At 45.1% G+C, this 23,549-nt stretch carries 24 protein-coding genes; 7 read left to right on the forward strand and 17 right to left on the reverse strand.

The genetic code is table 11. The annotated features are described in order from the left end of the window. The first annotated feature begins 111 nt into the window (after window positions 1-111). Genes N746_RS0108690 through mvaD form a run of 6 tightly spaced genes read left to right on the forward strand, consistent with a single transcriptional unit; the run spans window position 112 to window position 6,408 of the window. Window positions 112-1,152 (forward strand): hydroxymethylglutaryl-CoA reductase, encoded by a 1,041-nt coding sequence (locus N746_RS0108690; protein ID WP_029935824.1) that lies wholly within the window; start codon window positions 112-114, stop codon window positions 1,150-1,152. A gap of 4 nt (window positions 1,153-1,156) precedes the next feature. Continuing rightward, entirely contained in the window at window positions 1,157-2,206 is a 1,050-nt protein-coding gene (fni, locus tag N746_RS0108695; protein WP_029935826.1) for a type 2 isopentenyl-diphosphate Delta-isomerase, read from the forward strand. Beyond that, window positions 2,203-3,375 (forward strand): hydroxymethylglutaryl-CoA synthase, encoded by a 1,173-nt coding sequence (locus tag N746_RS0108700; protein WP_029935829.1) that lies wholly within the window; start codon window positions 2,203-2,205, stop codon window positions 3,373-3,375. The genes fni and N746_RS0108700 overlap by 4 nt, the downstream gene beginning before the upstream one ends. Before the next feature lie 21 nt (window positions 3,376-3,396). Further along, window positions 3,397-4,404 (forward strand): mevalonate kinase family protein, encoded by a 1,008-nt coding sequence (locus tag N746_RS0108705; protein ID WP_029935831.1) that lies wholly within the window; start codon window positions 3,397-3,399, stop codon window positions 4,402-4,404. 10 nt (window positions 4,405-4,414) lie between these two features. Next, on the forward strand, window positions 4,415-5,398 hold the full coding sequence (locus tag N746_RS0108710) for a mevalonate kinase family protein (protein ID WP_051678601.1): 984 nt from the start codon (window positions 4,415-4,417) through the stop codon (window positions 5,396-5,398). Beyond that, window positions 5,395-6,408 carry a diphosphomevalonate decarboxylase gene (mvaD, locus tag N746_RS0108715; RefSeq protein WP_029935835.1) on the forward strand — a complete coding sequence of 338 codons (1,014 nt, stop codon included), beginning with the start codon at window positions 5,395-5,397 and terminating at the stop codon, window positions 6,406-6,408. Before N746_RS0108710 ends, mvaD begins: the two co-directional genes overlap by 4 nt. 5 nt (window positions 6,409-6,413) lie before the next feature. Here mvaD and N746_RS0108720 read toward each other — a convergent pair whose 3' ends face one another. The 14 genes from N746_RS0108720 to N746_RS0108785 form a co-directional block, all read right to left on the reverse strand. Continuing rightward, window positions 6,414-6,794 (reverse strand): ClpXP protease specificity-enhancing factor, encoded by a 381-nt coding sequence (locus N746_RS0108720; protein ID WP_029935836.1) that lies wholly within the window; start codon window positions 6,792-6,794, stop codon window positions 6,414-6,416. A gap of 47 nt (window positions 6,795-6,841) precedes the next feature. Next, window positions 6,842-7,477, reverse strand: coding sequence for a glutathione S-transferase N-terminal domain-containing protein (locus tag N746_RS0108725; protein WP_029935838.1), 636 nt, complete (start codon window positions 7,475-7,477; stop codon window positions 6,842-6,844). A 139-nt stretch (window positions 7,478-7,616) separates the two neighbouring features. Continuing rightward, window positions 7,617-7,976, reverse strand: a complete 360-nt coding sequence (locus N746_RS0108730; RefSeq protein WP_029935840.1) for a GtrA family protein — start codon at window positions 7,974-7,976, stop codon at window positions 7,617-7,619. 3 nt (window positions 7,977-7,979) lie between these two features. Further along, a complete protein-coding gene (locus tag N746_RS0108735) occupies window positions 7,980-8,981 on the reverse strand; it encodes a glycosyltransferase family 2 protein (RefSeq protein ID WP_081836014.1) in 1,002 nt (333 codons plus the stop codon). A 3-nt stretch (window positions 8,982-8,984) separates the two neighbouring features. After that, window positions 8,985-10,583, reverse strand: a complete 1,599-nt coding sequence (locus N746_RS0108740; protein ID WP_029935844.1) for an ArnT family glycosyltransferase — start codon at window positions 10,581-10,583, stop codon at window positions 8,985-8,987. Between the two features lie 197 nt (window positions 10,584-10,780). Further along, complete coding sequence (locus N746_RS0108745) at window positions 10,781-11,179, reverse strand: MerR family transcriptional regulator (protein ID WP_029935845.1); 399 nt, start codon at window positions 11,177-11,179, stop codon at window positions 10,781-10,783. Then, window positions 11,172-11,459 carry an integration host factor subunit alpha gene (locus tag N746_RS0108750; protein ID WP_029935847.1) on the reverse strand — a complete coding sequence of 96 codons (288 nt, stop codon included), beginning with the start codon at window positions 11,457-11,459 and terminating at the stop codon, window positions 11,172-11,174. The genes N746_RS0108745 and N746_RS0108750 overlap by 8 nt, the downstream gene beginning before the upstream one ends. Window positions 11,460-11,471: 12 nt before the next feature. Further along, window positions 11,472-13,850, reverse strand: a complete 2,379-nt coding sequence (gene pheT / locus N746_RS0108755) for a phenylalanine--tRNA ligase subunit beta (RefSeq protein WP_029935849.1) — start codon at window positions 13,848-13,850, stop codon at window positions 11,472-11,474. Between the two features lie 57 nt (window positions 13,851-13,907). Beyond that, window positions 13,908-14,906 carry a phenylalanine--tRNA ligase subunit alpha gene (gene pheS, locus N746_RS0108760; protein WP_029935851.1) on the reverse strand — a complete coding sequence of 333 codons (999 nt, stop codon included), beginning with the start codon at window positions 14,904-14,906 and terminating at the stop codon, window positions 13,908-13,910. Window positions 14,907-15,049: 143 nt separating this feature from the next. Continuing rightward, window positions 15,050-15,406, reverse strand: a complete 357-nt coding sequence (gene rplT / locus N746_RS0108765; RefSeq protein ID WP_029935853.1) for a 50S ribosomal protein L20 — start codon at window positions 15,404-15,406, stop codon at window positions 15,050-15,052. A 16-nt stretch (window positions 15,407-15,422) separates the two neighbouring features. Beyond that, on the reverse strand, window positions 15,423-15,620 hold the full coding sequence (rpmI, locus tag N746_RS0108770; protein ID WP_029935855.1) for a 50S ribosomal protein L35: 198 nt from the start codon (window positions 15,618-15,620) through the stop codon (window positions 15,423-15,425). 201 nt (window positions 15,621-15,821) lie between these two features. Further along, window positions 15,822-16,379: a translation initiation factor IF-3 gene (gene infC, locus N746_RS0108775; RefSeq protein ID WP_029935857.1), complete on the reverse strand. Its 558-nt coding sequence runs from the start codon at window positions 16,377-16,379 to the stop codon at window positions 15,822-15,824. A 24-nt stretch (window positions 16,380-16,403) separates the two neighbouring features. After that, complete coding sequence (thrS, locus tag N746_RS0108780; protein WP_029935859.1) at window positions 16,404-18,338, reverse strand: threonine--tRNA ligase; 1,935 nt, start codon at window positions 18,336-18,338, stop codon at window positions 16,404-16,406. A 98-nt stretch (window positions 18,339-18,436) separates the two neighbouring features. Then, window positions 18,437-19,288: an HDOD domain-containing protein gene (locus N746_RS0108785; protein WP_029935861.1), complete on the reverse strand. Its 852-nt coding sequence runs from the start codon at window positions 19,286-19,288 to the stop codon at window positions 18,437-18,439. A 242-nt stretch (window positions 19,289-19,530) separates the two neighbouring features. Here N746_RS0108785 and N746_RS0108790 point away from each other — a divergent pair, with 242 nt between their 5' ends. After that, window positions 19,531-20,178 (forward strand): protein-L-isoaspartate O-methyltransferase family protein, encoded by a 648-nt coding sequence (locus tag N746_RS0108790; protein ID WP_029935863.1) that lies wholly within the window; start codon window positions 19,531-19,533, stop codon window positions 20,176-20,178. Between the two features lie 81 nt (window positions 20,179-20,259). Here N746_RS0108790 and N746_RS0108795 read toward each other — a convergent pair whose 3' ends face one another. Genes N746_RS0108795 through lptF form a run of 3 tightly spaced genes read right to left on the reverse strand, consistent with a single transcriptional unit; the run spans window position 20,260 to window position 23,486 of the window. Next, complete coding sequence (locus tag N746_RS0108795; RefSeq protein ID WP_029935865.1) at window positions 20,260-21,264, reverse strand: YbgA family protein; 1,005 nt, start codon at window positions 21,262-21,264, stop codon at window positions 20,260-20,262. Window positions 21,265-21,318: 54 nt separating this feature from the next. Beyond that, window positions 21,319-22,413, reverse strand: a complete 1,095-nt coding sequence (lptG, locus tag N746_RS0108800; RefSeq protein WP_029935866.1) for an LPS export ABC transporter permease LptG — start codon at window positions 22,411-22,413, stop codon at window positions 21,319-21,321. Then, entirely contained in the window at window positions 22,410-23,486 is a 1,077-nt protein-coding gene (gene lptF / locus N746_RS0108805; protein WP_051678602.1) for an LPS export ABC transporter permease LptF, read from the reverse strand. The genes lptG and lptF overlap by 4 nt, the downstream gene beginning before the upstream one ends. Window positions 23,487-23,549: the final 63 nt, after the last annotated feature.

Below are 23,549 nucleotides of genomic sequence, written 5' to 3' on the forward strand. Positions count from 1 at the left end.
CTGGTGGTTATTCTTATCCCCTTACTCGATACTCACTTCAAATTCTGTTTTCTCTTAGCCTGTTTTCAATGGATTTATGTATTTTGGCGTTTCTCGTTTATAATGGCGCGCATGACTAATCAGACCTCTCAATTTGCCCAGATTCCGATGCAATCGGTTGGCCCATTTAAGCTAATCGGTGATGTAACTGCGGATGACTTAATGGTGCCAATGGCCACCTATGAAACCCCTTTATGGCCGTCCGTGGCACGAGGTGCACGCACGACGGCACATGCCGGTGGCATTCGAGTGACATTGGTAGATGAACGCATGACTCGCTCCATTTTGTTGCAAGCGCCGCACGCCGGGGAGGCCCATCGTTGTTTACAGGCTTTGAAAGCGCGCAAAGACGAAATGCAAGTTCAAGTGAGCCAATCCAGCCGCTTCGCCAAGCTGATTGATATCCACAGCCAAATTATCGGCAACTTGATTTATTTACGTCTGGAGTTCACCACCGGTGACGCGTCTGGTCATAATATGGCAACGCAAGCGGCCGACACTTTAATTCCATGGATTTTGGCAGAATACAATCAGTTGGAATATGTCTCAATTTCGGCGAACTATTGCACGGATAAAAAAGTCTCGGCGGTCAATGGTATTTTAGGGCGCGGTAAAAACGTGGTCTGCGAAACCACCATTCCAGCTAAACTCTGTAGCCGTTTTTTGAAAACCACTCCGCAGGCCTTAGTTGATTTACACATTAAGAAAGATCTCATCGGCTCAATCGTGTCCGGCGGTTTACGTACGGCAAATGCACATGTCGCCAACATGTTACTGGGTTTCTATTTAGCTACAGGCCAAGATGCCGCCAATATCGTAGAAGGCTCTCAAGCCATTAACCATGCTGAAGTGACACCTGACGGTGACTTGTATTTTTCGACCACTTTGCCCAACTTGATTGTTGGCACAGTAGGCAATGGCAAAGGTTTGGACTTTGTGCAAGCCAACTTAGAACAACTCGGTTGCGCCAACTCGCAAGCCCAACCAGGTGACAATGCTCGACGCCTGGCTTGCATTGCCGGCGCCACCGCTTTATGTGGCGAACTGTCTCTATTAGCGGCGCAAACTAACCCAGGCGAACTTATGGCCGCTCACCTAAAACTGGAACGTTAGCCCCGTGAGCCAGTCGCACAATATTACCCAACGTAAACAAGACCATATTGATCATCTATTACAAGATAGAGAAATTGAGCGCGCCCAATCCGGCTTTGATGCAATTCAGCTTAACCATCGCGGCCTGCCAGAACTCGATTTTGATCAACTCGATTCATCCAGTGCCCTACTAGAAAAGCCCTTAAGTTTTCCGTTACTGATTTCCTCCATGACAGGCGGAGGTTCGGATAATTTGGTTAACATCAATCGACATTTAGCCCAAGCCGCCGAATCTCAACAAGTTGCTTTGGCAGTCGGCTCGCAACGAGCGATGATCCAAGACCCAAACGCGCGCAAAAGTTTTGAACTGCGCCAATATGCGCCCACAATTCCAATACTAGCCAATTTGGGAGCCGTACAGCTCAACACTGGGTTTGGAGTCGATGAAGCTCGCGCGGCGGTAGATGTTGTGCAAGCAGATGCTCTCATTCTGCACCTAAATCCGTTGCAAGAATTGATTCAGCCAGAAGGAGACCGAAACTTTGCTGGGCTCGCCGATAAAATTCACCAGCTAGCGCAAAATTTACCGGTGCCGATTGTGTTAAAAGAAGTCGGCTGCGGTCTGTCACCAGCCGATATTCAACTCGGCTTAGAGGCGGGCATTCGGTATTTTGATTTAGCTGGACGTGGCGGCACATCTTGGAGTCGGATAGAGGCGCATCGTGCCCAGTCAGATCTGGGCATGTTGTTTCAAGATTGGGGTATCACTACCCCTCAAGCCCTGCAACTGGCGCGCCCATACCAAGACCAAGCCAAGTTCTTTGCCAGCGGTGGGATTCGTAATGGTATTGACATGGTTAAATCGGTTATAATGGGCGGCTGTGTCTGTGGTTTAGCCGCCCCCTTCCTCACCCCAGCGATTGAGTCAGCGCAAGCGGTAGAGCAAAAGATACAACAACTAAAACAAGAGTTTCAGGTTGCGCAATTTTTAGTGGGCGCGGCCAACATAAAGTCACTATTTTTAAACGACGCGCACCTTTTGCGCATTAACGGCGGAAAGAACCCTAGGTTATGAGTCAGAATGTCGGCATAGATTTAATCCATTTTGCGACCGCAGATTTTTATCTTGGGTTGGATGTTTTTGCGCAACAAAAAAACCAAGATGTGGATAAATATCTGGTCGGCATTGGCCAAGAAAAAATGTCGATTGCTCCGCCGGATGAAGACATCGTGACTTTATCAGCGAAAGCCGCCGAGCCTATTTTGGCCCAAGTCGATCGCGACAAAATCAGTGCGGTTTTTTTTGCCACCGAATCTGGAGTTGATCAATCTAAATCGGCAGGGGCCTTTGTGCACAGCCTGTTAAATCTGCCAAATCGTTGCCGCGTGATTGAACTCAAGCACGCCTGTTATGCTGGCGCCGCCGCCCTGCAGATGGCGGTTAATACCGTTAAAGCCAATCCAAAAGAGCAAGTATTAGTAATTGCGGCGGATATCGCTCGTTACGACTTAGACACTTCTGGTGAAGCGACCCAAGGTTGTGGGGCGGTGGCTATGCTGATAAAAACCGAGCCGCGTATTTTAGCGATTGAGGCGGGATCGGGTTACCATACAGAAGATGTAATGGATTTTTGGCGTCCCAATCACCGCGAAACCGCGTTGGTGGACGGTAAATACTCCACCAAAGTTTATCTCAGTAGCCTTAAGTTTGCCTGGCAACATTTCACCGAAGAGACCGGTCGCAGTTTTGAGGATATTCAACAGTTTTGTTATCACATTCCATTTACAAAAATGGCTGAAAAAGCTCACAAGCAATTGGTTAAACAAGTCGGTCTAAAGCAAACGGATCAACAAACCAGTCAACAAGTCGCCGCCAGCCAAGTCTATAACCGAGTGATTGGCAACAGTTACAGTGCGTCCCTGTTTGTTGGGTTTTGCTCGCTACTTGACCACAAACCCCATTTAGACGATCAACGCATCGGCTTTTTTAGCTATGGTTCTGGCTGTGTGGCCGAATTTTTTAGTGGCGTGATTCAGCCGGGTTATCAATCCGTGCTGATGACTCGCGAGCATCAATGCAGTATTGAAGCGCGCAGTCCACTCACCTATCAACAATACCTAGACTTGTATCATCACAGCGAGCCTAACCAAGCCAATATTACCTTCCCTGAATACCATGCTGGGCCTTTCCGTTTAAGCGGCATTCAAGACCATAAACGTTGTTACCTTAAAACGGGTCAATAAAGCATGATAACGCGCTGTACTGTGCCCGCAAAACTGATCCTCAGTGGCGAGCATGCTGTTCTATACGGCGCGCCTGCTTTGAGTATGGCGATTAATTTAACCACCGAGTCTCAGCTCACATTCCAACCCAATAAACATCAGAAAATCGAGATTCAATTAACCGATTATGACAAGCACCTGGCCTGGTCGTTTAGCGAAGCTTGGGATCAAGTTATAGAAATCGAAGCGCGTTATAAGACTTTCGAGAAAGGCTTAAAATCAATCCGCCAAGTCTGTCAGCAACCTTTTGATCTGGTACTTTTGTGTTTATTTCACTTCCAACAGCATTTTCAACTTGAGCCGGGTCACTGGACAATCAATATCCACTCCAATGTTTGGGTTGGGCGTGGTTTGGGCAGTTCGGCATCGGTTATTGTAAGCCTGTTAAGTGGACTGTTTAAGCATCATAATATTCAAAACGAATCCGCCCTACTCGCTTTAGCGCAAACTGTGGAGTCTCGACAGCACGGTCAATCCAGCGGCTTAGACCCAGTGAGTGTTTTGTACGGTGGATTAGTGCGCTATCAACAACACAAAGCACTCCAAAACTTACCTTCGCACCGTTTCCAGGCCTGGTTAATTGATACCGGTGAACCCAGCCGGACAACCGGTGAATGCGTTAGCCAAGTCAAAGCTCAGCATGCGGAAGATATGGCTTTATGGGAAACCTTTACCCAGTGTACCAATGAAATCCATAAAGCTTGGCTCGCGCACGATGGCGCGGCTTTAAAACAGGCGATTCGTACGAATCAGTCTTTGTTGGAACGAATTGGCGTGGTGCCTGATAAAGTTGTTCGATTCATTCAACAACTCCAGCAAACCCCCAATTGCGCGGCCAAAGTATGCGGCGCGGGTAGTATCGCAGGCGATCAAGCCGGGGTAGTGATGGCCATCTGCGAGCAAGACCCGACCGACTTATGCACGGAATGGGGTTTTGTTTGCCAAAAGATTCAAATCGACCAACAAGGCGCGCGCTGCCAAGCCGATTAGAGGAAAATTCATGCCGTCTGAACCTGCTCAAAACACGATTCAATATATAAGCAGCGCCCCCGCCAACGTTATGATTATGGGCGAACACAGCGTGGTTTACGGCCAACCCGCTCTAGTCGCAAGCCTGATTCCGCGTATCTATATTGAATGGTCACCACGAGACGATCAACAGCTCGAGATTATTTCAGAACTTGCACATTTCACCACGTCATTAAACAAGATTGAAGATCATCCTAAACTACGCTTTGTGCTGGCAGCTTTAAAAGCCTTTACCCCTCAACTATCTCAAGGTTGGACGTTACGCATTCACAGCGAGTTTCCAGATGATTGGGGATTAGGCAGTTCGGCGGCGGTGTTAGCGGCTTGCCTAGTTGGATTGGAAAGCATTAGCCAACAAGCCTTAACCACTTGGCAACGTTTTGAGATTGGGCATCGCTGCATATTGGATATTCAAGGTCGTGGTTCAGGTGCGGATTTGGCGGCTAGCTTAAGCGGCGGACTGGTATATTTTGATCCCAGCCATCAAGTCATTCAACCCATCAAAATTCCGCTGGATGTCTGTCTGGTTTATAGCGGCTACAAAACCCCCACCAGCGAAGTATTAGCCCACGTAGCCCAAACTTGGGCGGATCGCCCCGAAACACTGGAAAAATTATATCAACAAATGGGCGACTGCACGCGTACAGCTTATGAAGTCTTGATGCAAACACACTCAGCCCAAGACCTAGCCTTTTACCAGCAGATTAAACACTATCAACAACTCATGATCAAACTAGGGGTTAGCGACCCGACATTGGATGCCATTATTCACCAACTAAACGAATGCTTGCCCGCTGCCAAGATATCCGGTTCAGGATTGGGTGACTGCGTTATAGGCTTCGGCCATATCGACGCACTGCCACCCTATAAAATCATGAATACCCGCATTAGTTCACGTCCCGCTGAGTGTATTCCACAGCCAACTACAAATCACCAACCCAAGGTCACCCTATGAAGTCTTCCCAAGCCTTGAGCGCCCAACAAATTATCAAGCAATTAATCCCGAGCAAATCAACCACTAAAGCACAAGGTTTTGGCGAAGCGCCGGTTAATATTGCGTTGAGTAAATATTGGGGCAAACGTCAGGTATCTCTTAACTTACCCACCAATTCTAGCTTATCAATCAGTTTGCCAGGGCTGGGAACCCAAACTCATTTGAGCTTAGTTGAAAATAACGACAATACTGAGGACCAGGCCTGGTTGAATGGCAAACGTTTAGCTGGGGATTCAGAATTTGCAGGACGTTTAAGCCGCTATTTGGACTTGTTTCGTCCTGCTCATCATTATTTTAAAATCGACACCATTAACTCCGTGCCAACGGCTGCAGGTTTAGCGTCATCCGCTTCCGGTTATGCGGCCTTGGTGAAAGCTTTAAATGATTTGTTTGACTGGCAGCTCAATCAGCGTTCGCTGTCGATTTTAGCGCGCTTAGGTAGTGGTAGCGCAAGTCGGTCTTTGTTTGATGGCTTCGCTATTTGGCACAAAGGCCAAGCGGAAGATGGCATGGATTCGTTTGCCGAAGCCTTACCTGAAACTTGGGCGGGCTTGTGCATTGGTTTAGTCAAAATTGATACGACTGAAAAACCGATAGGTTCAACGGCCGGTATGCAGAAAACCGTCAACACTTGCGAGCTCTACCAGGCCTGGCCAACCCAGGCCGAACGTCAAGTTAAGCTGATTCAACAAGCGATTCAAGAGCACGACTTTACCTTAATAGGCGAAACCGCCGAACACAATGCCCTATCCATGCATGCCACCATGATCGCAACCTGGCCACCTATATTGTACTGGCAAGCCGAGTCTGTATTGGCGATGCAAAAGGTTTGGCAGTTACGCCAGCAAGGCGTTGAGGTTTACTTTACGATGGATGCGGGCCCGAACTTAAAACTGATTTTTCTGGAGCCAAATAAAAACGCGGTCAAGGCCGCGTTTCAAGAGTTAGATGTGATTCAACCGTTTGGTTAATGATCTTATTTGACAATTTTTAAGCTCGGACGTTTAGGCTTGTCAGATTTACTTGGGGTTGCCGATTCGTCTGGGTAAGCTTCCGGTGGAAATGGCATACCTTGACCATTTTCACGCGCAAAAATCGCATGCACCGCTTGCGGCGGCAACCCAATCTTACGTTCGACACCTTGAAAACGCGCGCGAAAGCTAATCCAATCATTGCCCAAATCAACCGCCTGAGCCGCCGTAGGCGACACATTTAGTACAATAAACCCTTCATCTACAAATTCACGCGGAACCTCTACCCCAGGGTAGTTAGCATCCACTTGCAGATGAGGCGTCCACTCATTATCAACAATCCATTGATAAACAGCTCGGATCAAATAAGGGCGGTTCGAAATCATGATAAAAATCCTATTACTTGCAACTTAATCAGTGATTAAAGCAATGCTTAAGCGTCATTCATATCCAACTCGTCATCCGACAAGCTTTCATTAAACATTTCACGCTCCATTAGACGATTTGAGTAGTCTGTAATCGCTTTAGCCGATTTTGGTAACTCAATCCCTAAGGAAGGCAAACGCCATAACAATACAGCCAAGCTTGCATCTACCAGCGTGTAATCATCGCTCATAAAGAAATCTTTATGTGCAAAAACCGGAATCATCTGAATTAAACGTTCGGTTAAATCACGACGCGCTCGTTTGACCGCATCAGCATTTTCATTGCGAACAATCGTTTCAACTAACGGATACCATTCGGTTTCAATTTGGCGTAATTGCTGGCGTGAGCGCGCTTTAGAGATCGGATCAACCGACATTAACGGTGGATGTGGATAACGTTCATCCAAATATTCGATGATCACTTGCGCATCATATAGAATCAATTCACGATCAACCAGTGTCGGTAAACTACCGTATGGGTTTAACTCCACTAAATCTTCCGGCATATTATCTGGATCGACTTCGATCACATCCATTGGAATGTCTTTTTCTTTTGCCACCAAACGGACACGATGAGAATTCGGACTACGAGGATCAGAAAACAGGGTCATAACCGAACGTTTTGTTAATGGAATATCCGACATAAAAGGCTCCTTCAGTGGCCAATGCATAAAAACGACTAAATAAGAATATTATACACCCCTTGTCAAGACCCAAGCCGATTGCCAATTAGATAAAGAGATTGTTTAGCGGTAACTGAAAGGACGTTATTGGAAATAATGGCTAGTGATAATGCTTAAAAATGACCCATTTCGACCAAGCGAAACCTAAAACTAAGCTGATCAATGAAAACAATACCAGCGTAAGAATCACTGGCCAGGCAAACACATCACCGAGCCAACCGATCCAAATACTCACCAACCCCATGCTTAGGACAAAGAAGGCATAGCCTTTTTTGTGCGGTTTCTTATCAAAAGTGTAATGCGCATTCAGAACATAAGACAAACTAGCCGCCACCAAAAAAGCAAGACCGTTTGAGGTTGCTTGATTTAAGCCCAGCATAAACAGCAGCGCAAATACGATCCAATGCGCAGCCGTGTTCGCTACACCCACCAAGCTATAACGACTTAACTGTTTGATCACGTCTTAGTATTCGTCTTCGACAATGTACAAAGGACGACCTTTACTTTCCAAGTAAATGCGACCGATATACTCACCGATGACACCCAACACAATTAACTGCGTGCTGCCCAAAAACAAAATCGCGGTAAACATCGAAGCATAACCTGGTAAGTCAACACCATAGATTAAGGTGCGCAGAATGATCCAAGAACCGTAAAAAATAGATAAGCACCACGCTACTAAACCAACGTATAGCCAAACTCGTAATGGTGCGGTCGAAAAGCTGGTAATCCCTTCTAAAGCTAGATTCCAAAGTTTCCATGCGTTAAAACTGGTTTGACCAGCTTGACGTTCATCACGCTGATATTCGATCGTATGTGTTTTAAAGCCAACCCATGCGAAAATACCTTTCATAAAACGCTGAGTTTCACCCATTAACTTAATCGCTTCAACACAACGACGTGATACCAATCGAAAATCCCCCACATTCTCTGGAATACGGTTAACTGAAATCTTATTATTGAGGCGATAAAAAAAATTGGCACTCCAGCGTTTGAAAAAGCTATCTTTACTCCGGTCGGTGCGCTTTGCAAGCACCACGTCTATGCCGTCTTCTCGCCAAATTCGTACCATTTCGGGAATAAGTTCAGGCGGATCCTGTAAATCCACATCCATCGGAATCAGGGCCTTACCATCAGCAAAATCGATACCGGCCGATAGAGCCGCTTCTTTGCCAAAATTGCGCGAAAAGTTAATGATGCGAATTTGCGGATAATCTAATTTGGCCTGCTGTAACACACCTAAAGTGTTATCACGACTGCCATCGTTGACAAATACTAACTCGTAACTTAAATCAAGACTTTTTAGAATCGGTTCAATCGTCGTTAAAAAAATCGGTATGACAGCTTCTTCGTTGTAGCAAGGCACCACAATCGATAAATCGACACGTGAGTCTAAATCCTGATCCAAATTCGATAACACCACGCCACGACCCTGACTGGAAATTGACGACTTTATTGATTGCATAACTTATTCCTCAATGACTTTAGCAAGCGCAACACCTCGGCCTTGCCATACCCATTCTAATTCCTTAAATTTGCGTTGTAATACGTCGGTTTTACCAAATACAATTTCACCGGATTTTGGCATTCTCATCGGTGTCAACTGTTCTGCGACCACATTAAAACTTGGCATTTCAATACAACAGGTCACGACCTCAAGCTCATTTGCCTTCACATAGTTCGCGGCTTCTACAATCGGTTTTTGCTGTAGCTCAGCTGCATAATTTAAAACTGCGTAGTTCAGTACCAAGGTCATTACAACACCAGCCATCACGACTTTTGTCGCAGTCCCCCACTTTACCCAAAAAAGTAATAGACCTGCTATGGCTAAGAATGCCATCCAGCTAAAATAGCCGGCTGTAATATATTGTGTCGCTTGACCATAAGTTTCAACCAAATATGGGTTTTTCTCGCTCGCCATTAACCATTCTATAAGCCAAGGTACACTAGCCAAGAAAGCAGCCACTATCAACAAGGTTAATCCCAAGCCCCAACGGGTACCGTTTTGTCTTACAAAATAAGCCATCGCAATAATAACCGGCGGCACACCATACATTAAATAATGCGGCAACTTAGTTGCGGCGAGGGTAAAAAACACTAACACCAATAAAAACCAAATCCCCATCACCTGCCATAGAGATGACTGCTTAGACCAGTTCCACCAAGGCCGCATAGCTTGAATCAGTAACGGAAAAAATGGCAACGTTAAAAATACTAGAGCAACAATGTAATAAAGTGGATTGCCACTGTGACCCTCCATGGGGTTCATAAAACGACCTACATTATGAACGCCAAAAAATTCGTTAATAAAATCTTGGCCAAATAACGCCACCTGTAGCACATACCAAGGTAGTGCAATCAGTATCAGTAATAACCACCCTTTCCAGGCTAAAATCATTTGTTTTAAAGTGATCCACTTACGCCCAATCACCAGGTGTACAAATAACGCACCGGCCACAACCACTAAAGCAATTGGACCTTTAGCTAAGATTCCAAAACCGGTCCAAATAAACGCCCAATTTAAATCTGATTCACGCTGACTAGTTAGGAAGTCCAATGCTTTATACATGGCTAAAGAAATAAATAGAATCAACCATGCATCTGGAATGGCCGCTTTAAAAATTACCGCCATGCCCGCGCTGAAAAACCCTATCCAAATACTTAGCCAGGCAGTTTGGTGGTCGACATGACGCTGTAAGAACTTGAAAGTGACCCACAACCAAATACCCAACGCTACAAGCGATGGTAATCGATAAGCCAAGTTGCCATCTCCGACTAAACCCAATCCAATTGATTGTAGCCAATACATCAAAACGGGTTTATGAAAGAAAGGTTCGCCATTGAGCATAGTGGCCCACCATTGTCCACTTAACACCATTTCACGAGAAACGGCAGCGTAAGCTCCCTCGTCCATGTCAAATAAAGGTAAATAAAAGGCCGGCCATAAATATAAAAATATCATGATGAGCGTGAAAAAAACCAACAGCACTAACTTAGTTTGGTTTTCCCCTATAAGAAAGCTTTCTATTTTCGACTGGAGAGATGGGGTTTGATCTGATGACGTCACACTGATTACCTGTGAAAAGAATAAAAAATGGCAATTACTAGGGCTTATTCTACATAGCTCAATATCTGAAACCAGCCGTTAAGCCAGTTTAAAGAAGCCCTATTTAGCGAAGCAATGTTAACAGAAATATTTGGAAAGTCTAACCAGGAATGGCGACCAAGTGGTTTAGTAGGCGTTCATTGAAATCAACATTCAACTCAGTAGCGTTGTTGAATATAGCGTTTAAACGTCAATAGTTCGGTATGGATCTGCTTAATTTTGTCAAGTGAATTAGTAGCAACATCTTCCTGTACCGCACTTTCTATTAAGTCTTGGGTGTAATTTGCTTGGCTTAAACGTGCTTTTGCACCAGGAATGGTATAGCCCTGCTCATGCAGCAAGCTTTTAATTTCAATTAAAAGCTCTACATCCGCTTTTTGATAATAGCGCCGACCGCGACGTTTGTTCGGGTTAAGTTGAGGAAACACTTGCTCCCAGTAACGCAATACGTGAGATTTGAGCTGACAAATCTGACTGACCTCACCGATGGTGAAGTACTTTTTGTCCGGTAGATTAATTTCTAACTGCGGTTGCGTACTGGATTTCGTGCTAGGCATTATCTATTTGCGCTCTCAATTTTTGTCCTGGCTTAAAGGTTACCACACGACGAGCAGTGATCGGCACCTCTTCACCAGTGCGAGGGTTGCGCCCTGGACGTGAGTTTTTGTCTCTCAATTCAAAATTTCCAAACCCAGAAATTTTAACGCATTCGCCACCGACCAATACATCGGTAATTTCTTCGAAAAATTGTTCAACTAACTCTTTGGATTCACGCTTATTAAACCCATACATATCCGCTAGTGATTCCGAAATTTCGGCTTTTGTTAAAGTGGCCATGAATTTTATCCTTTATCTTAGTTGGGCACCCACCGCTTGGTGAGTTTTTTCAATAATTTTTTGAATTAACGCATCGACTTCTTCATCTTGTAAAGTTCGATCATGGTGTTGGATTTTTAAACTCAAGGCAACGCTCTTATGAGTTTCGGCTACCCCCTGTCCTTGGTAAATATCAAATACCTGCACGTTTTTAAGTAAGTCCGAATCAACCTGATAAATCGCATCTGTTAAGGCTTGGGCTGAGACGCTTCTTTCCACCAGTAAGGCTAAGTCGCGCTGTACTTCTGGAAATTTAGAAATGCCACTCACGACCGGTACTTGCATGGTTAACAAACTATCCATGAAGATCTGGAACATAAATACCGAGCCATTCAAACCAAAGCTTTTTTGCCACTGTGGATGCAATTGACCCATGATACCAACATGCTGGTCGCCCAGCATAATCGCCGCGCACTGACCTGGATGAAACTCTGGTGACTGAGTAGTGACGAAACGCACTTGACCGTGCAAATGACTCATCGCCAATAGGTTTTCTACATCACCTTTTAAATCAAAAAAGTCCACCGAACGCGAGTTTTCACTCCAACCAAAAGGCGCCACATCACCACAAATCGCACCACCGATTACTGGGGTTTGTTGAATTTCTGTATTTTCACGGCTAAAAATCAAACCGGTTTCAAATAGACGCACGCGACTTTGTTGACGTTTTTGATTGTAACTAATGCTTTGCAACAAACCAGGGAAAAGGCTGGTGCGCATGGCTTTCATGTCTTCAGAAATGGGGTTCTGTAACAACACATAAGGAATTTCAGGCGAAAGTTTTTGCAACGCAGTTTCTTCTACAAAACTATAGGTAATCACCTCATGATAACCTCGCTGCACCATCGCCTGACGTAGCATTTGTGTGTCTTGCTCCGACTCAGGTAAAGGCTTCAAACTCAATGGCATATTCACTTGAGATGACGACAAATTGTTATAGCCATACACCCGTGCAATTTCTTCAATCAAATCGACTTCAATTTGCATATCAAAACGATAAGAAGGTGCAACCACCTGCCAACCGGATTGAGTTAACGATACATCACAACCCAACCGAGTCAAAATGTCTGTAATAAACTGATCTTCGATTACGGCACCAAGTAGTTGATGTAAGCGTGCTCGACGTAATTCAATCACGCTGGCTTGTGGCATCGCGCTGACATCCATTACTTTTACCCACTCAGAAACCTTGCCACCAGCAATTTGCCCCAATAGGTCCAAGGCTCTGGCTAAAGCTCGCTCAGGCAGCAAGGGATCGACACCACGTTCAAAACGATGTGACGAATCGGTATGCAAGCCATACTGACGAGCCTTACCCACAATCGCTAAAGGTGAGAAATGTGCACATTCAAAAAATAAACGCTGGGTTGAATCGGTTACCGATGTCGCCAGGCCACCCATAATACCGGCTAATGCAATGGCACCTGAATCATCCGCAATTACTAGGGTATTATCTTTAAGCGTGAGTTGTTTTCCATCTAGCGTAACAATTGATTCGCCTTGTTTGGATAGACGCACTTGAATCTTGCCTTGGAGTTTATCCGCATCAAACGCGTGCATCGGCTGACCCAGTTCCAACATGACATAGTTGGTGATATCCACCGTTAAACTAATCGGGCGTAAACCTGAACGTTCTAAACGCTCTATCATCCAATCCGGCGTCGATGCGTTGGCGTCATAACCCTCGACGATACAACCCAAATATTTAGGGCAGGCCTGGTGGTTATCGACCATGACTTGCTGATTACACACCCCTACTGACTTAACTTGATAATCGGCATAAGGCTGTTTGAATTCTGCACCACTGACGACCGCCAACTCGCGCGCTAAACCTTCAACACTTAAACAATCCGCACGATTGGGTGTTAAGTCGACATCAATCATCATGTCATCTAGGTTTAAATATCGGCGAATATCTTCACCAATCGGGGCATCTTCGGCCAATACTTTTAAGCCGTCGTAATCTTGTTCTAAGCCCAACTCATCGCCTGAGCACAACATGCCAAATGACTCAACACCGCGTAACTTGGCTTTCTTAATTTTAAAATCACCCGGCAGTTTCGCCCCTACTACCGCACAAGGAACTTTCATCCCCACCACAACATTGGGGGCACCGCACACGATTTGCAAAAGCTCATCTTGGTCAACATCCACTTTGGTTACGTTCAATTTTTCAGCATCTGGATGTTTCTCTACCGCTACCACTTGACCCACCACCACACCCGAAAATTCAGGTGCAACAGATTCAAGCGCATCGACTTCTAGTCCGGCTAAACTTAAGGCTTCCGCCAATGTATTTGAATCCCAATCTGGATTAACCCAGCTTCTTAACCATTGTTCACTTAATTTCATTGCTATAACTCATTCAAAATTCGATTTTGTGCCTTGCGAACAAAGCACCAGGCCTGCTTATTTAAATTGCTTTAGGAAACGTAAGTCGTTTTCAAAAAACTGACGTAAATCTTTCACGCCATAACGCAACATAGCTAAGCGTTCAACACCTAAACCAAAGGCTAGGCCAGTATATTCTTCGGGGTCAATGCCAACATTTTTCAGTACATTTGGATGCACCATGCCACAACCCAACACCTCAACCCAACGCCCGTCACCAAATAAGTCAGTCGCAATATCGACTTCAGCCGAAGGCTCAGTAAATGGGAAATAAGATGGTCTAAAACGGGTTTTTAGTTTTTCGTCTTCAAAGAAATGACGTAAAAAGTCCGTCAATAAGTTCATTAATTGCGCAAAGTTGGCGTCTTTTTCAACAATCAAACCTTCAATCTGATGAAACATTGGGGTATGGGTTTGATCTGAGTCACAACGATACACCCGACCTGGCGCAATAATGCGAATCGGTGGCTGACTGTTTTCCATAATACGAACTTGCACGCCTGAGGTGTGAGTTCGTAATACGGTCGATTCGTCAATATAAAAGGTATCGTGCATCGCACGCGCTGGATGGGTTTCTGGAATATTTAAAGCACCAAAATTATGCCAGTCATCTTCAATTTCAGGTCCGGTGGCGACTTCAAACCCGGAGCGAGAAAACAAGGATTCAATACGACGCAATGTACGTGTGACTGGATGCAACCCACCCAGGTCTAAGCGTCGGCCTGGTAAAGTGACGTCTATCGACTCTTGTGCCAACTTAGCTTGTAACTTAGCCGATTCAAGTTCAGTTTTTTTATTAGCAATTAGCTGCTGAATGCTTTGTTTCGCTTCGTTAATCCACTGTCCGGCTAATGGACGCTCTTCAGCACTCAATTGTCCGAGCGTCTTCATAAGCCCAGTTATTTGAGCTTTCTTACCTAAGAACTCGACACGCAGCTGATCTAAATCAGCCAATTCAGTGGTTTTCTCAATTGTTTGTTTGGCGTGATCTAGAATGTTTTGAAGGGTTGATTGCATTAGACTTTTCCATAGTAAAACCATTTGTAAATCGATTTCAGGCCACCAGGCCTGGTGGTTAAATCCACTTACAAATAACTCACTTTAAAATGTGTGACAAAAAAGGGGCATGATGCCCCTTCCCTTTGAACCTTGCTTGATGCTTAGGCTAAAGCCGCTTTCGCTTTTTCAGCTATCGCAGCAAACGCTGGCGCATCATGAATTGCGATGTCAGACAACACCTTACGATCCACTGCTACACCCGCTTTGCTCAAGCCGTTGATGAAACGGCTATATGTCATACCATTGATGCGTGCCGCAGCGTTAATACGCGCGATCCACAAACGACGGAATTGACGTTTTCTTTGACGACGGTCACGGTATGCATATTGACCCGCTTTAATAACCGCTTGATTGGCTGTAGTAAATTGCTTGCGACGGGCACCGTAGTAACCTTTCGCAGCCTTCATTACCTTCTTGTGGGCTTTACGCGCCACAACGCCTCTTTTCACTCTTGCCATGTTCTAATCTCCTTGACTATAGGTACGGTAGCATACGACGAACCATTGCCACATCGTGGTCATGGATCATGTTAGGCGCACGTAATTGGCGCTTACGCTTGGTCGACTTTTTAGTCAGGATATGACGCAAGTGAGCTTGTTTACACTTGAAACGGCCTGAACCAGTTTTTTTGAAGCGCTTAGCTGCGCCACTGTGTGATTTAATTTTTGGCATGTCAAACTCCGCATTTGGACATTATAGTTAGTGGTTAACAACCCTATCTATTTTGTCTGCCTTTAAACAAACAACCTCTCAACGTATCACCGTCAAGAGGTCAGTCGGAACAACGAACAGCACTGAGGGAGCTGCACCAGTCAATTAACCCGAGGGTTAAGAGCCGATTGTTGTAGTGGGTTTCAGTAAATTAAAATTTACTTACTTACCTTTTTTTGTTGGCGCAATCATCATTTGCATCTGACGACCTTCCATCTTAGGTTCTTGTTCAACGGTCGCAACCTCTTGAACATCTTCCCGAACACGCGCCAACATTTTCATTCCCAGTTCCTTATGAGTGATTTCACGACCACGGAACCAAATGGTTACCTTGACGCGATCACCCTGTTCAAGAAAACGCATCAGGTTGCGAAGCTTTACCTGATAGTCCCCTTCCTCAGTTCCTGGGCGAAACTTAACTTCTTTTACTTGCACTTGCTTTTGATTTTTCTTAGCATCGTGCTGTTTTTTCTGTTGCTGATAAATATATTTACCGTAGTCCATAATTCGGCATACGGGCGGGTCGGCTTTCGCTGTAATTTCTACTAGATCCAAACCAGCTTCGGCCGCCATTTCTAAGGCTTCAGCAATGGATTTAATCCCCGCTTGCTCACCGTCCTGATCAATTAAACGCACCTCTTTAGCGGTAATCGCTTCGTTGATATTATCCTTAGGTGCTTCGGGTTGTTGTGGTCTTGGTCGACCTCTTCTTACAGCGATAGTTTTATCCTCCAACCATTATATTCAATGCACTTGGTCCACATTACGACCTAGATTCGAAATATCTCGCATCAACAAGTCCAACATGGCATCTAGAGAATAACTTCCTAAGTTATCTCCACCTCGTGCTCTCACATTTACCGTGCCGTCCTGTACTTCTTGGTCACCTACGACCAAAATATAAGGCACACGTTGTAAAGTATGTTCGCGAATTTTAAACCCAACCTTTTCATTTCTCAAGTCTGTTTCGACTCTAAACCCCTGTTTTTTCAGATTTTCAGCAAATTTAGCCGCATAATCTGCATGGGTTTGCGAAATTGGCGCGATCACGACTTGAGTCGGCGCTAACCAGGTTGGGAATTTTCCTTCGTAATGTTCAATCAAAATCCCTACGAAACGTTCCAACGAACCTAAAATGGCTCGGTGAATCATGACGGGGTGATGTTTTTCGTTATCCTGACCGACATAAACCGCATCTAAACGCTCGGCCTGTGTCATTGAGAAGTCTAATTGAATCGTGCCACACTGCCACACACGCCCAATACAATCACGCAAGCTAAACTCAATCTTTGGGCCGTAAAACGCGCCCTCACCGGGTTGCAAGTCGTAGCTCAATCCGGCATCTTTCAAAGTTTGCTCTAAAGCCGATTCGGCTCGATCCCAAACTTCATCACTACCCACACGCTTTTCTGGACGGGTTGAGAACTTAACTTCAATTTGGTCAAAACCAAAATCAGCGTAAGTGCGGTAAACCATGTCAATGCAAGCCTGAACTTCCGACTTAATCTGATCTTCGGTACAGAAAATATGTGCATCATCCTGGGTAAACGAGCGCACACGCATTAAGCCGTGTAGCGTACCTGACGATTCATTACGGTGCACGGTTCCAAACTCAGCCACTCGCACTGGTAAATCACGATAACTATGCAACTGACGGTTATAAACCATAATATGACCGGGACAATTCATCGGCTTGACTGCATAATCACGATGCTCAGTATGCGTAGTGAACATATTGTCTTTAAACTTGTCCCAGTGGCCGGACTTTTCCCACAACACACGATCCATAATTAACGGAGTACGAATTTCGTCATACCCATGCTGACCCAGCTGCTCGCGCATGTAATCTTCTACCACGCGATACAAGGTGGTGCCTTTAGGGTGCCAAAATGCCATACCTGGCGCAATATCTTCAATATGAAATAAGTCCAACAATTTACCAAGTTTACGATGATCGCGCTTCTCGGCTTCTTCCATCATGGTTAAATAGTCGGCTAACTCCTGCTTTGAAGCAAATGCAACACCATAAATACGCTGCAGCATTTTATTGCTAGAATCACCACGCCAATAAGCACCCGCTAGATGAGTCAACTTAAAGGCTTTGATATGTGTCATATTCGGCACATGTGGGCCACGACACATATCAACATATTCTTCGTGATGATAAAGACCGAATGCTTTTTCATCCGGCAAATCAGCAACCAGTTCAAGCTTATAATCTTCATTACGAGCTTTAAACGTGGCAATCACCTCATCACGAGGGGTCATTTTCTTTTCAACCACGTAACCTGTTTTGGCCAAAGCTTGCATACGCTTCTCTAGGGCATTCAAGTCATCTGGCGTAAGCGATTCTTCGGTTTCAACATCATAATAAAACCCATTATCGATTACCGGACCAATCGCCATTTTTGCATCTGGATGCAATTGCTTTAATGCATGTCCTAATAAGTGCGCACAAGAGTGACGCATGATGTGCAAGCCATCTTCATCTTTAAGCGTGATGATCTGTAAATTCGCATCATCTTGAATTAGATCTGAAGCGTCCATTAAACGATTATTAACACGCCCAGCAATCGTCGCCTTCGCCAAGCCAGAACCTATGTCCTGCGCCACCTGCATAATTGACACAGCGGAATCGTACTGTTTTTTTGAGCCATCAGGCAAAGTAATAACGGGCATATATCTCTCACAACCAATTGATTGAAAAATGAAAACGTTAAATTATAGCACGGAATAAGCAAACACTTAATCCGCTAAACTTATATTTCGTCGACTAACTAAGCATTGACCAGCTCTTGAGCTTTGTCAATAATCGTCAAAAATGTATCTTGGGTTAGGTTGAAACGCTCTAAAACCCGCAGGGTTGTAGCGTTAATTTTTTCACTATCACTTTGAACCAACCCATTTCGTCCCTGAACATATAAGGCCCCGACTTCGGCCAGAAAACCTACGTAAGCCGGGCGCTGAAAGTCTGTTTCAAGCAAATGTGGGGAGTGATGACCCAACACCCCCATGTAAACGTCCTTAGGAAACCCCCAGGTTTTTAATAAACGCGCGCCAATATTAGCGTGTGAAAAACCCAGCATTTTATTCTCCAAGGTCACAAGTGCTGAAAGCTTGTGATGGCTGGCTTCCAGTACTGCTTTATAATCAACAAGGTCGCTTTGCAGCAACATATACTGGCCAACTTCATGCATCAGCCCTATCATAAACCCATAGTAAGGGTTCATTTTCAAACCGGCTGTCTTGGCTAAACCAGAGCCAATATGCGCGGCCAATAGCCCATGCTGCAAAAACACCTCTTGATCCAAGGCCGGATCGGGTTGAAAGGCCTCACTATAATTAATGGCTAAGGCTAACACGCGTAAATCATTCACCCCCAGGCGCGCAATCGCCTCCGGCAGGGTTGTGATCTCTTTACCCATTTGATATTTTGAGGAGTTAACCGCCTTAAGCAGGCCGGTGGTTAAACGGACGTCTTGCATAATTACTTGCGCCACTCGATCCACGTGTACACCGGCTGGATCTGACAATAATTTATTAAGCTTAAGTAACGCCTCCGGCATATGTGGCAAACGCTTTACTTCAGCCAGTGCACCCACTAACTGCTTGGTTGTAATTTGAGACACCCGCTCGCTCCAGTCAAATCAAAAGGGTTAAAATTTTACAGCAAAACAATTGAGCGAATATTAAAAATGGAACTTCAAATTTAACTCTAGCATGTCAAGCATTCGCTCTGTTTCCTCCCCATAGAATTAAATTTTCGCTATAATCAGCGTTTTGCAAAATACTGTCCACAAAACAGTCGAAACTATTTAGGTGTAAAGCGACCGTGTTTCAATCGGTTACACCGTACATAAAGGGTAATACAATGAACTTAGATCAAGCTCGTTTTTTCATGGTTGAACAACAAATCCGTCCGTGGGACGTCCTTGATCCCTTGGTACTCGATCTACTTTCTGAGCTTCCACGCCATGATTTTGTGACAGCTGACCAACAAACTCTGGCCTACTCAGACACTGAACTACCCATTGGAGAAGGCCAATTCATGTTGGCTCCCAAGTTGGAAGCGCGAATTATGCAGGCTCTGGATGTGCATGAAGATGATAAGGTATTAGAAGTCGGCACGGGAAGTGGCTACATGACCGCCATGTTAGCAAGCTTAGCAAACCAAGTAACCAGTGTTGAACTGTTTGAAAGCCTACAAAAAACAGCCGCTGGACGCTTAACCCAGTTTAATAACATTGACCTAAAACTCGGGGATGCCAGCCAGGCTTGGCCGGATCAACAAACCTATGATGTCATTGTGCTCACGGGCTCTTGTGCCACCCTACCTGAAAGCTATAAAACTCAACTTAACTTAGGCGGCCGCTTGTTCGCAATTGTAGGCCAAAGTCCGGCTATGCAAGCCGTATTGGTAACACGTATTAGTGACCAAGAGTGGCTAGAAGAATCTTTATTTGAGACCGACGTACCCGCTTTAGTTCACGCTGAAGCTAAACCAAAATTCGAGTTTTAAACGCCTACATCAATGAGATACAAAAAAGCCACGCGAGAACGTGGCTTTTTTGTATCTGGGAATGCCATGTTAATTAAACAATTAGGATGTCTTTTTTATTAAATTTTTAAAGGCTAATAAATCCGAACGTAATGCTAAATCAGCTGGATAAGGATCAAAGATCAATTGATCTTGAAGATACTCCACTTCATATTCATCCACCCATTGTTGTAACAACTTCATCATCGCGACCAAGGGAACAATACCTTGCCGAAACTCATCAAGTGTATCGCGATACAATTCTTTCTGGCTAGGCCCTAAATGGTTTTTAACGAATCCATATAAATGCTCCAGAACATTCAGCATATTACTACGCTGCGTCTTAGTCGCGAGTGCTTGATAAAGCAAGGTTTGATATTGTTCGATAACCTGCGCCCAGTTATCCAAACTGGCCTGAGCAACAATCGGCCCCATCTTGCGGTAAATCGCTTCATTTTTCGATAGCAATAAAAATTTATGTTGACGATGAAAGGTTTGCAAATGCACCAGGCCTGGTGCTTGGCTCAAAAATACGCGCCAGCGTGCCTGCGTAAACAGCTGCAGAACAAAATTTTCTCGCAACCAAGGGTCTTGCAACCGCCCCTCATCTTCAACCGCCAGGTGGGGTATCGCTTGTTGCAAAGCTTGCGTAAACAAACCCTGACCGATACCTTTATCAGACCCCAACCACTCACCGGTTGGACGATATATTTTGATTCGATCCAAGCCGCAAGAAGGTGATTTAGATTTAACCACGGCGCCATCAATGCCTTTCTTCTGCAAACGCGCGACCATCTTATGATTATAATCCAATAAACCTTCCGTATAGTCGGCACCCGACTTGCCACCTAGTACTCGCAACTCACCGTCAACTCGACATAAGCGCACACTTTCACGAGGCGTTCCCATCGCCGCATCTTCGGGGCAAAAAGGTACAAAGTCGACATACTTGGCCAACCGATCCGTGACAAAATCGTCTTGTGCATGACCACCGTTATAACGACATTTCACACCCAACAAACAATTCGACACCGCTAACTGAACTTTTGGATAAGTTGACTTAGTCATATCTACTCCTTTCACCAGGCTTGGTGCTAAGCGGCTGGTTGAGTTGTAATTGCATCAACGCAGACGCTTAAATAATACAAACGCAATCGCTAATAAAATCAACGATGGCACAAATGCACCCATAATGGCCGGCAGTTGATACACCACACTTAAATTACCCAGCATTTGGTTTAACAAATGAAATCCGAGACCAATTAATACACCGATAAAAATTCGTTGCCCCATGCTAACTTGGCGCTGAGACCCAAAAATGAGCGGAAACACTAGCGCAATCATGCCCAAAATGGAAATCGGCGTTGCCACTTTGCGCCAAAACTCTAATTGATAAACACTGGCATCCAAATCATTGGCTTGTAAAAACTGAATGTAACGGTACAGCTCATCTACACGAAGATAGCGCGACTCAATCTGTAGTCGCTCTAACAACCCCGGATCGACTGGAAACACCGCCATTAAACTGGCGCTTTTAGATACTTGCCAATTCAGACTGCGTAAAGCTTCACCGTAACGCACTTGATCCTCTAACGCCAGTTTTTGACTGCTCAAGTCAGTAAGTTTCCATTGCTCGCCTTCGTATTGCGCTCGCTTAGCTTGAATCACACCCGTGATCGACTGCCCATTTAACTCATAAATTGTGATGCCTCGCATTTCACGGGTCGATACCACATTTTGTACACTGATTAAACGATTGGGCTCCTTCATCCAAAATCCGGCGTCACCCCCAACCGATATATTTTTCTGCAAGCCTTCGGCTCGAACTTTTACCGCATAAGCCTCACTTTTAGGCGCTACTAATTCCCCAAAAATCGCCACTACTACCCAAAGAAGTATCACGGTTTTGATTACCGCCCAGAACAATCGACCAATCGACCAGCCAGTCACGCGCAACACTGTTAATTCCGCATGATTCGCCAAGCCACCTAAACCAATCAAGGTACCAATTAACAAAGCCACCGGAAAAATTTCATAACCAAACACAGGCATTTTAAGGAGGGAGTACAGGGTGCCTTGCGATAAGCTATAGGTGTCCGACAAGCGACCTAACTGCATCATGAACTCGCCAAACCCTAAAATCACCAACAATACCAGCAATACCAACAAGGAATGGCTTACCACCACCGCGCCTAAATAACGCTCAATCCGATTCATTTTGCCGCCTTGAATTTATTAGCACCTGTCCAAATTTTGGATGAGCCACCGAACGCATAAACCAAGAACAACACGGGCACCACCCACAGTCCCAGCTCAACAGGCCAACTCCCGGATTTAACCAAATCACTAATCGTAATCATGGATTGCATATAAAACACATACAAAACAATCGCAATAAACAACTTCGCAAACCGACCTTGCCGTGGCTCAGTCTTACTCAACTTAAGCGCCACCAAGCCCAGTACCAATACACTTAATGGCACGGCCAAACGCCATTGCAACATAGCTTGCTCTTCTATATCCTGGCTCTGCCATAACTCAAGTGTACTCTTTTCTTGGCGTTTGGGTTGCGCCACACTAGCCTGCAGCTCAGGTAAAAAGCCATCAAAACGCTCAAACTCGCGCACACTTAATTGCTCACCACCTAATAAACCTTCATAGCTCACGCCATTCAACAACACTAATGCGAGACGAGCTTTTTTCCATTCAAAAAAGCCACGCGGCGCCATGATCGTTTGATCACGCCCATCCTCAACTAAACGAATCCAAACATCGGTCATCTCCCCGTCTCGACCAATCGTATGCGCATACAACACACCATTTGATTGCGGCAGTGTGTTAAACCGTCCTTCCACCAGGCCTGCTAAGGGTGCCGTCACTTGCGCCTCGGCAATTAAAGCTCGCTCAGTTTTAATGGCCCAAGGCGTTAACCAGAGGGTTACTGCCGCAGTCAAAAGCACCATCGGAATCAAAAACCGCGTCATGATTTTCTGAAAATAACCCGTGCCAATTCCGCAACTATTTAACACCACCACTTCTCGGTCTTGATATAAGCGCCCCATAGCTAACATCACGCTTAATAACGCGACCAACGGCAATATCAACTCCAGCGCCGTCGGAATTTGTAACAGCAAAACCTGAAATACTATAGAGGCTGGCAACTTGCCCTCTACCGCTTTCGCCAATAATCGAGTGGCTTCGCTACCAAAGGTGATTAATAACAGCACCGCCAAAACCGCAAAAAACGTGGCCGTCAGCTCTTTGTAAAGATATTTATCGAGAATGCGCAAAATTGAGCTCGCTCACGTTAAAATGTTTCATAAATTCGTTCATTATAAAGTAACCCAGTCTAT

Source organism: Thiomicrospira pelophila DSM 1534 (genome assembly GCF_000711195.1).
GTDB classification, from domain to species: domain Bacteria; phylum Pseudomonadota; class Gammaproteobacteria; order Thiomicrospirales; family Thiomicrospiraceae; genus Thiomicrospira; species Thiomicrospira pelophila.

What these genes read in the sequence shown, in the direction of transcription:
- lptG (WP_029935866.1), bottom strand. Translation starts at nt 22,413, where the DNA reads ATGAATCGGATTGAGCGTTATTTAGGCGCGGTGGTGGTAAGCCATTCC.
- N746_RS0108700 (WP_029935829.1), top strand. Translation starts at nt 2,203, where the DNA reads ATGAGTCAGAATGTCGGCATAGATTTAATCCATTTTGCGACCGCAGAT.
- N746_RS0108725 (WP_029935838.1), bottom strand. Translation starts at nt 7,477, where the DNA reads ATGTCGGATATTCCATTAACAAAACGTTCGGTTATGACCCTGTTTTCT.
- mvaD (WP_029935835.1), top strand. Translation starts at nt 5,395, where the DNA reads ATGAAGTCTTCCCAAGCCTTGAGCGCCCAACAAATTATCAAGCAATTA.
- pheT (WP_029935849.1), bottom strand. Translation starts at nt 13,850, where the DNA reads ATGAAATTAAGTGAACAATGGTTAAGAAGCTGGGTTAATCCAGATTGG.
- N746_RS0108745 (WP_029935845.1), bottom strand. Translation starts at nt 11,179, where the DNA reads ATGCCTAGCACGAAATCCAGTACGCAACCGCAGTTAGAAATTAATCTA.
- N746_RS0108720 (WP_029935836.1), bottom strand. Translation starts at nt 6,794, where the DNA reads ATGATTTCGAACCGCCCTTATTTGATCCGAGCTGTTTATCAATGGATT.
- rpmI (WP_029935855.1), bottom strand. Translation starts at nt 15,620, where the DNA reads ATGCCAAAAATTAAATCACACAGTGGCGCAGCTAAGCGCTTCAAAAAA.
- rplT (WP_029935853.1), bottom strand. Translation starts at nt 15,406, where the DNA reads ATGGCAAGAGTGAAAAGAGGCGTTGTGGCGCGTAAAGCCCACAAGAAG.
- pheS (WP_029935851.1), bottom strand. Translation starts at nt 14,906, where the DNA reads ATGCAATCAACCCTTCAAAACATTCTAGATCACGCCAAACAAACAATT.
- N746_RS0108690 (WP_029935824.1), top strand. Translation starts at nt 112, where the DNA reads ATGACTAATCAGACCTCTCAATTTGCCCAGATTCCGATGCAATCGGTT.
- thrS (WP_029935859.1), bottom strand. Translation starts at nt 18,338, where the DNA reads ATGCCCGTTATTACTTTGCCTGATGGCTCAAAAAAACAGTACGATTCC.
- N746_RS0108735 (WP_081836014.1), bottom strand. Translation starts at nt 8,981, where the DNA reads ATGCAATCAATAAAGTCGTCAATTTCCAGTCAGGGTCGTGGCGTGGTG.
- N746_RS0108710 (WP_051678601.1), top strand. Translation starts at nt 4,415, where the DNA reads ATGCCGTCTGAACCTGCTCAAAACACGATTCAATATATAAGCAGCGCC.
- N746_RS0108750 (WP_029935847.1), bottom strand. Translation starts at nt 11,459, where the DNA reads ATGGCCACTTTAACAAAAGCCGAAATTTCGGAATCACTAGCGGATATG.
- N746_RS0108795 (WP_029935865.1), bottom strand. Translation starts at nt 21,264, where the DNA reads ATGACTAAGTCAACTTATCCAAAAGTTCAGTTAGCGGTGTCGAATTGT.
- N746_RS0108790 (WP_029935863.1), top strand. Translation starts at nt 19,531, where the DNA reads ATGAACTTAGATCAAGCTCGTTTTTTCATGGTTGAACAACAAATCCGT.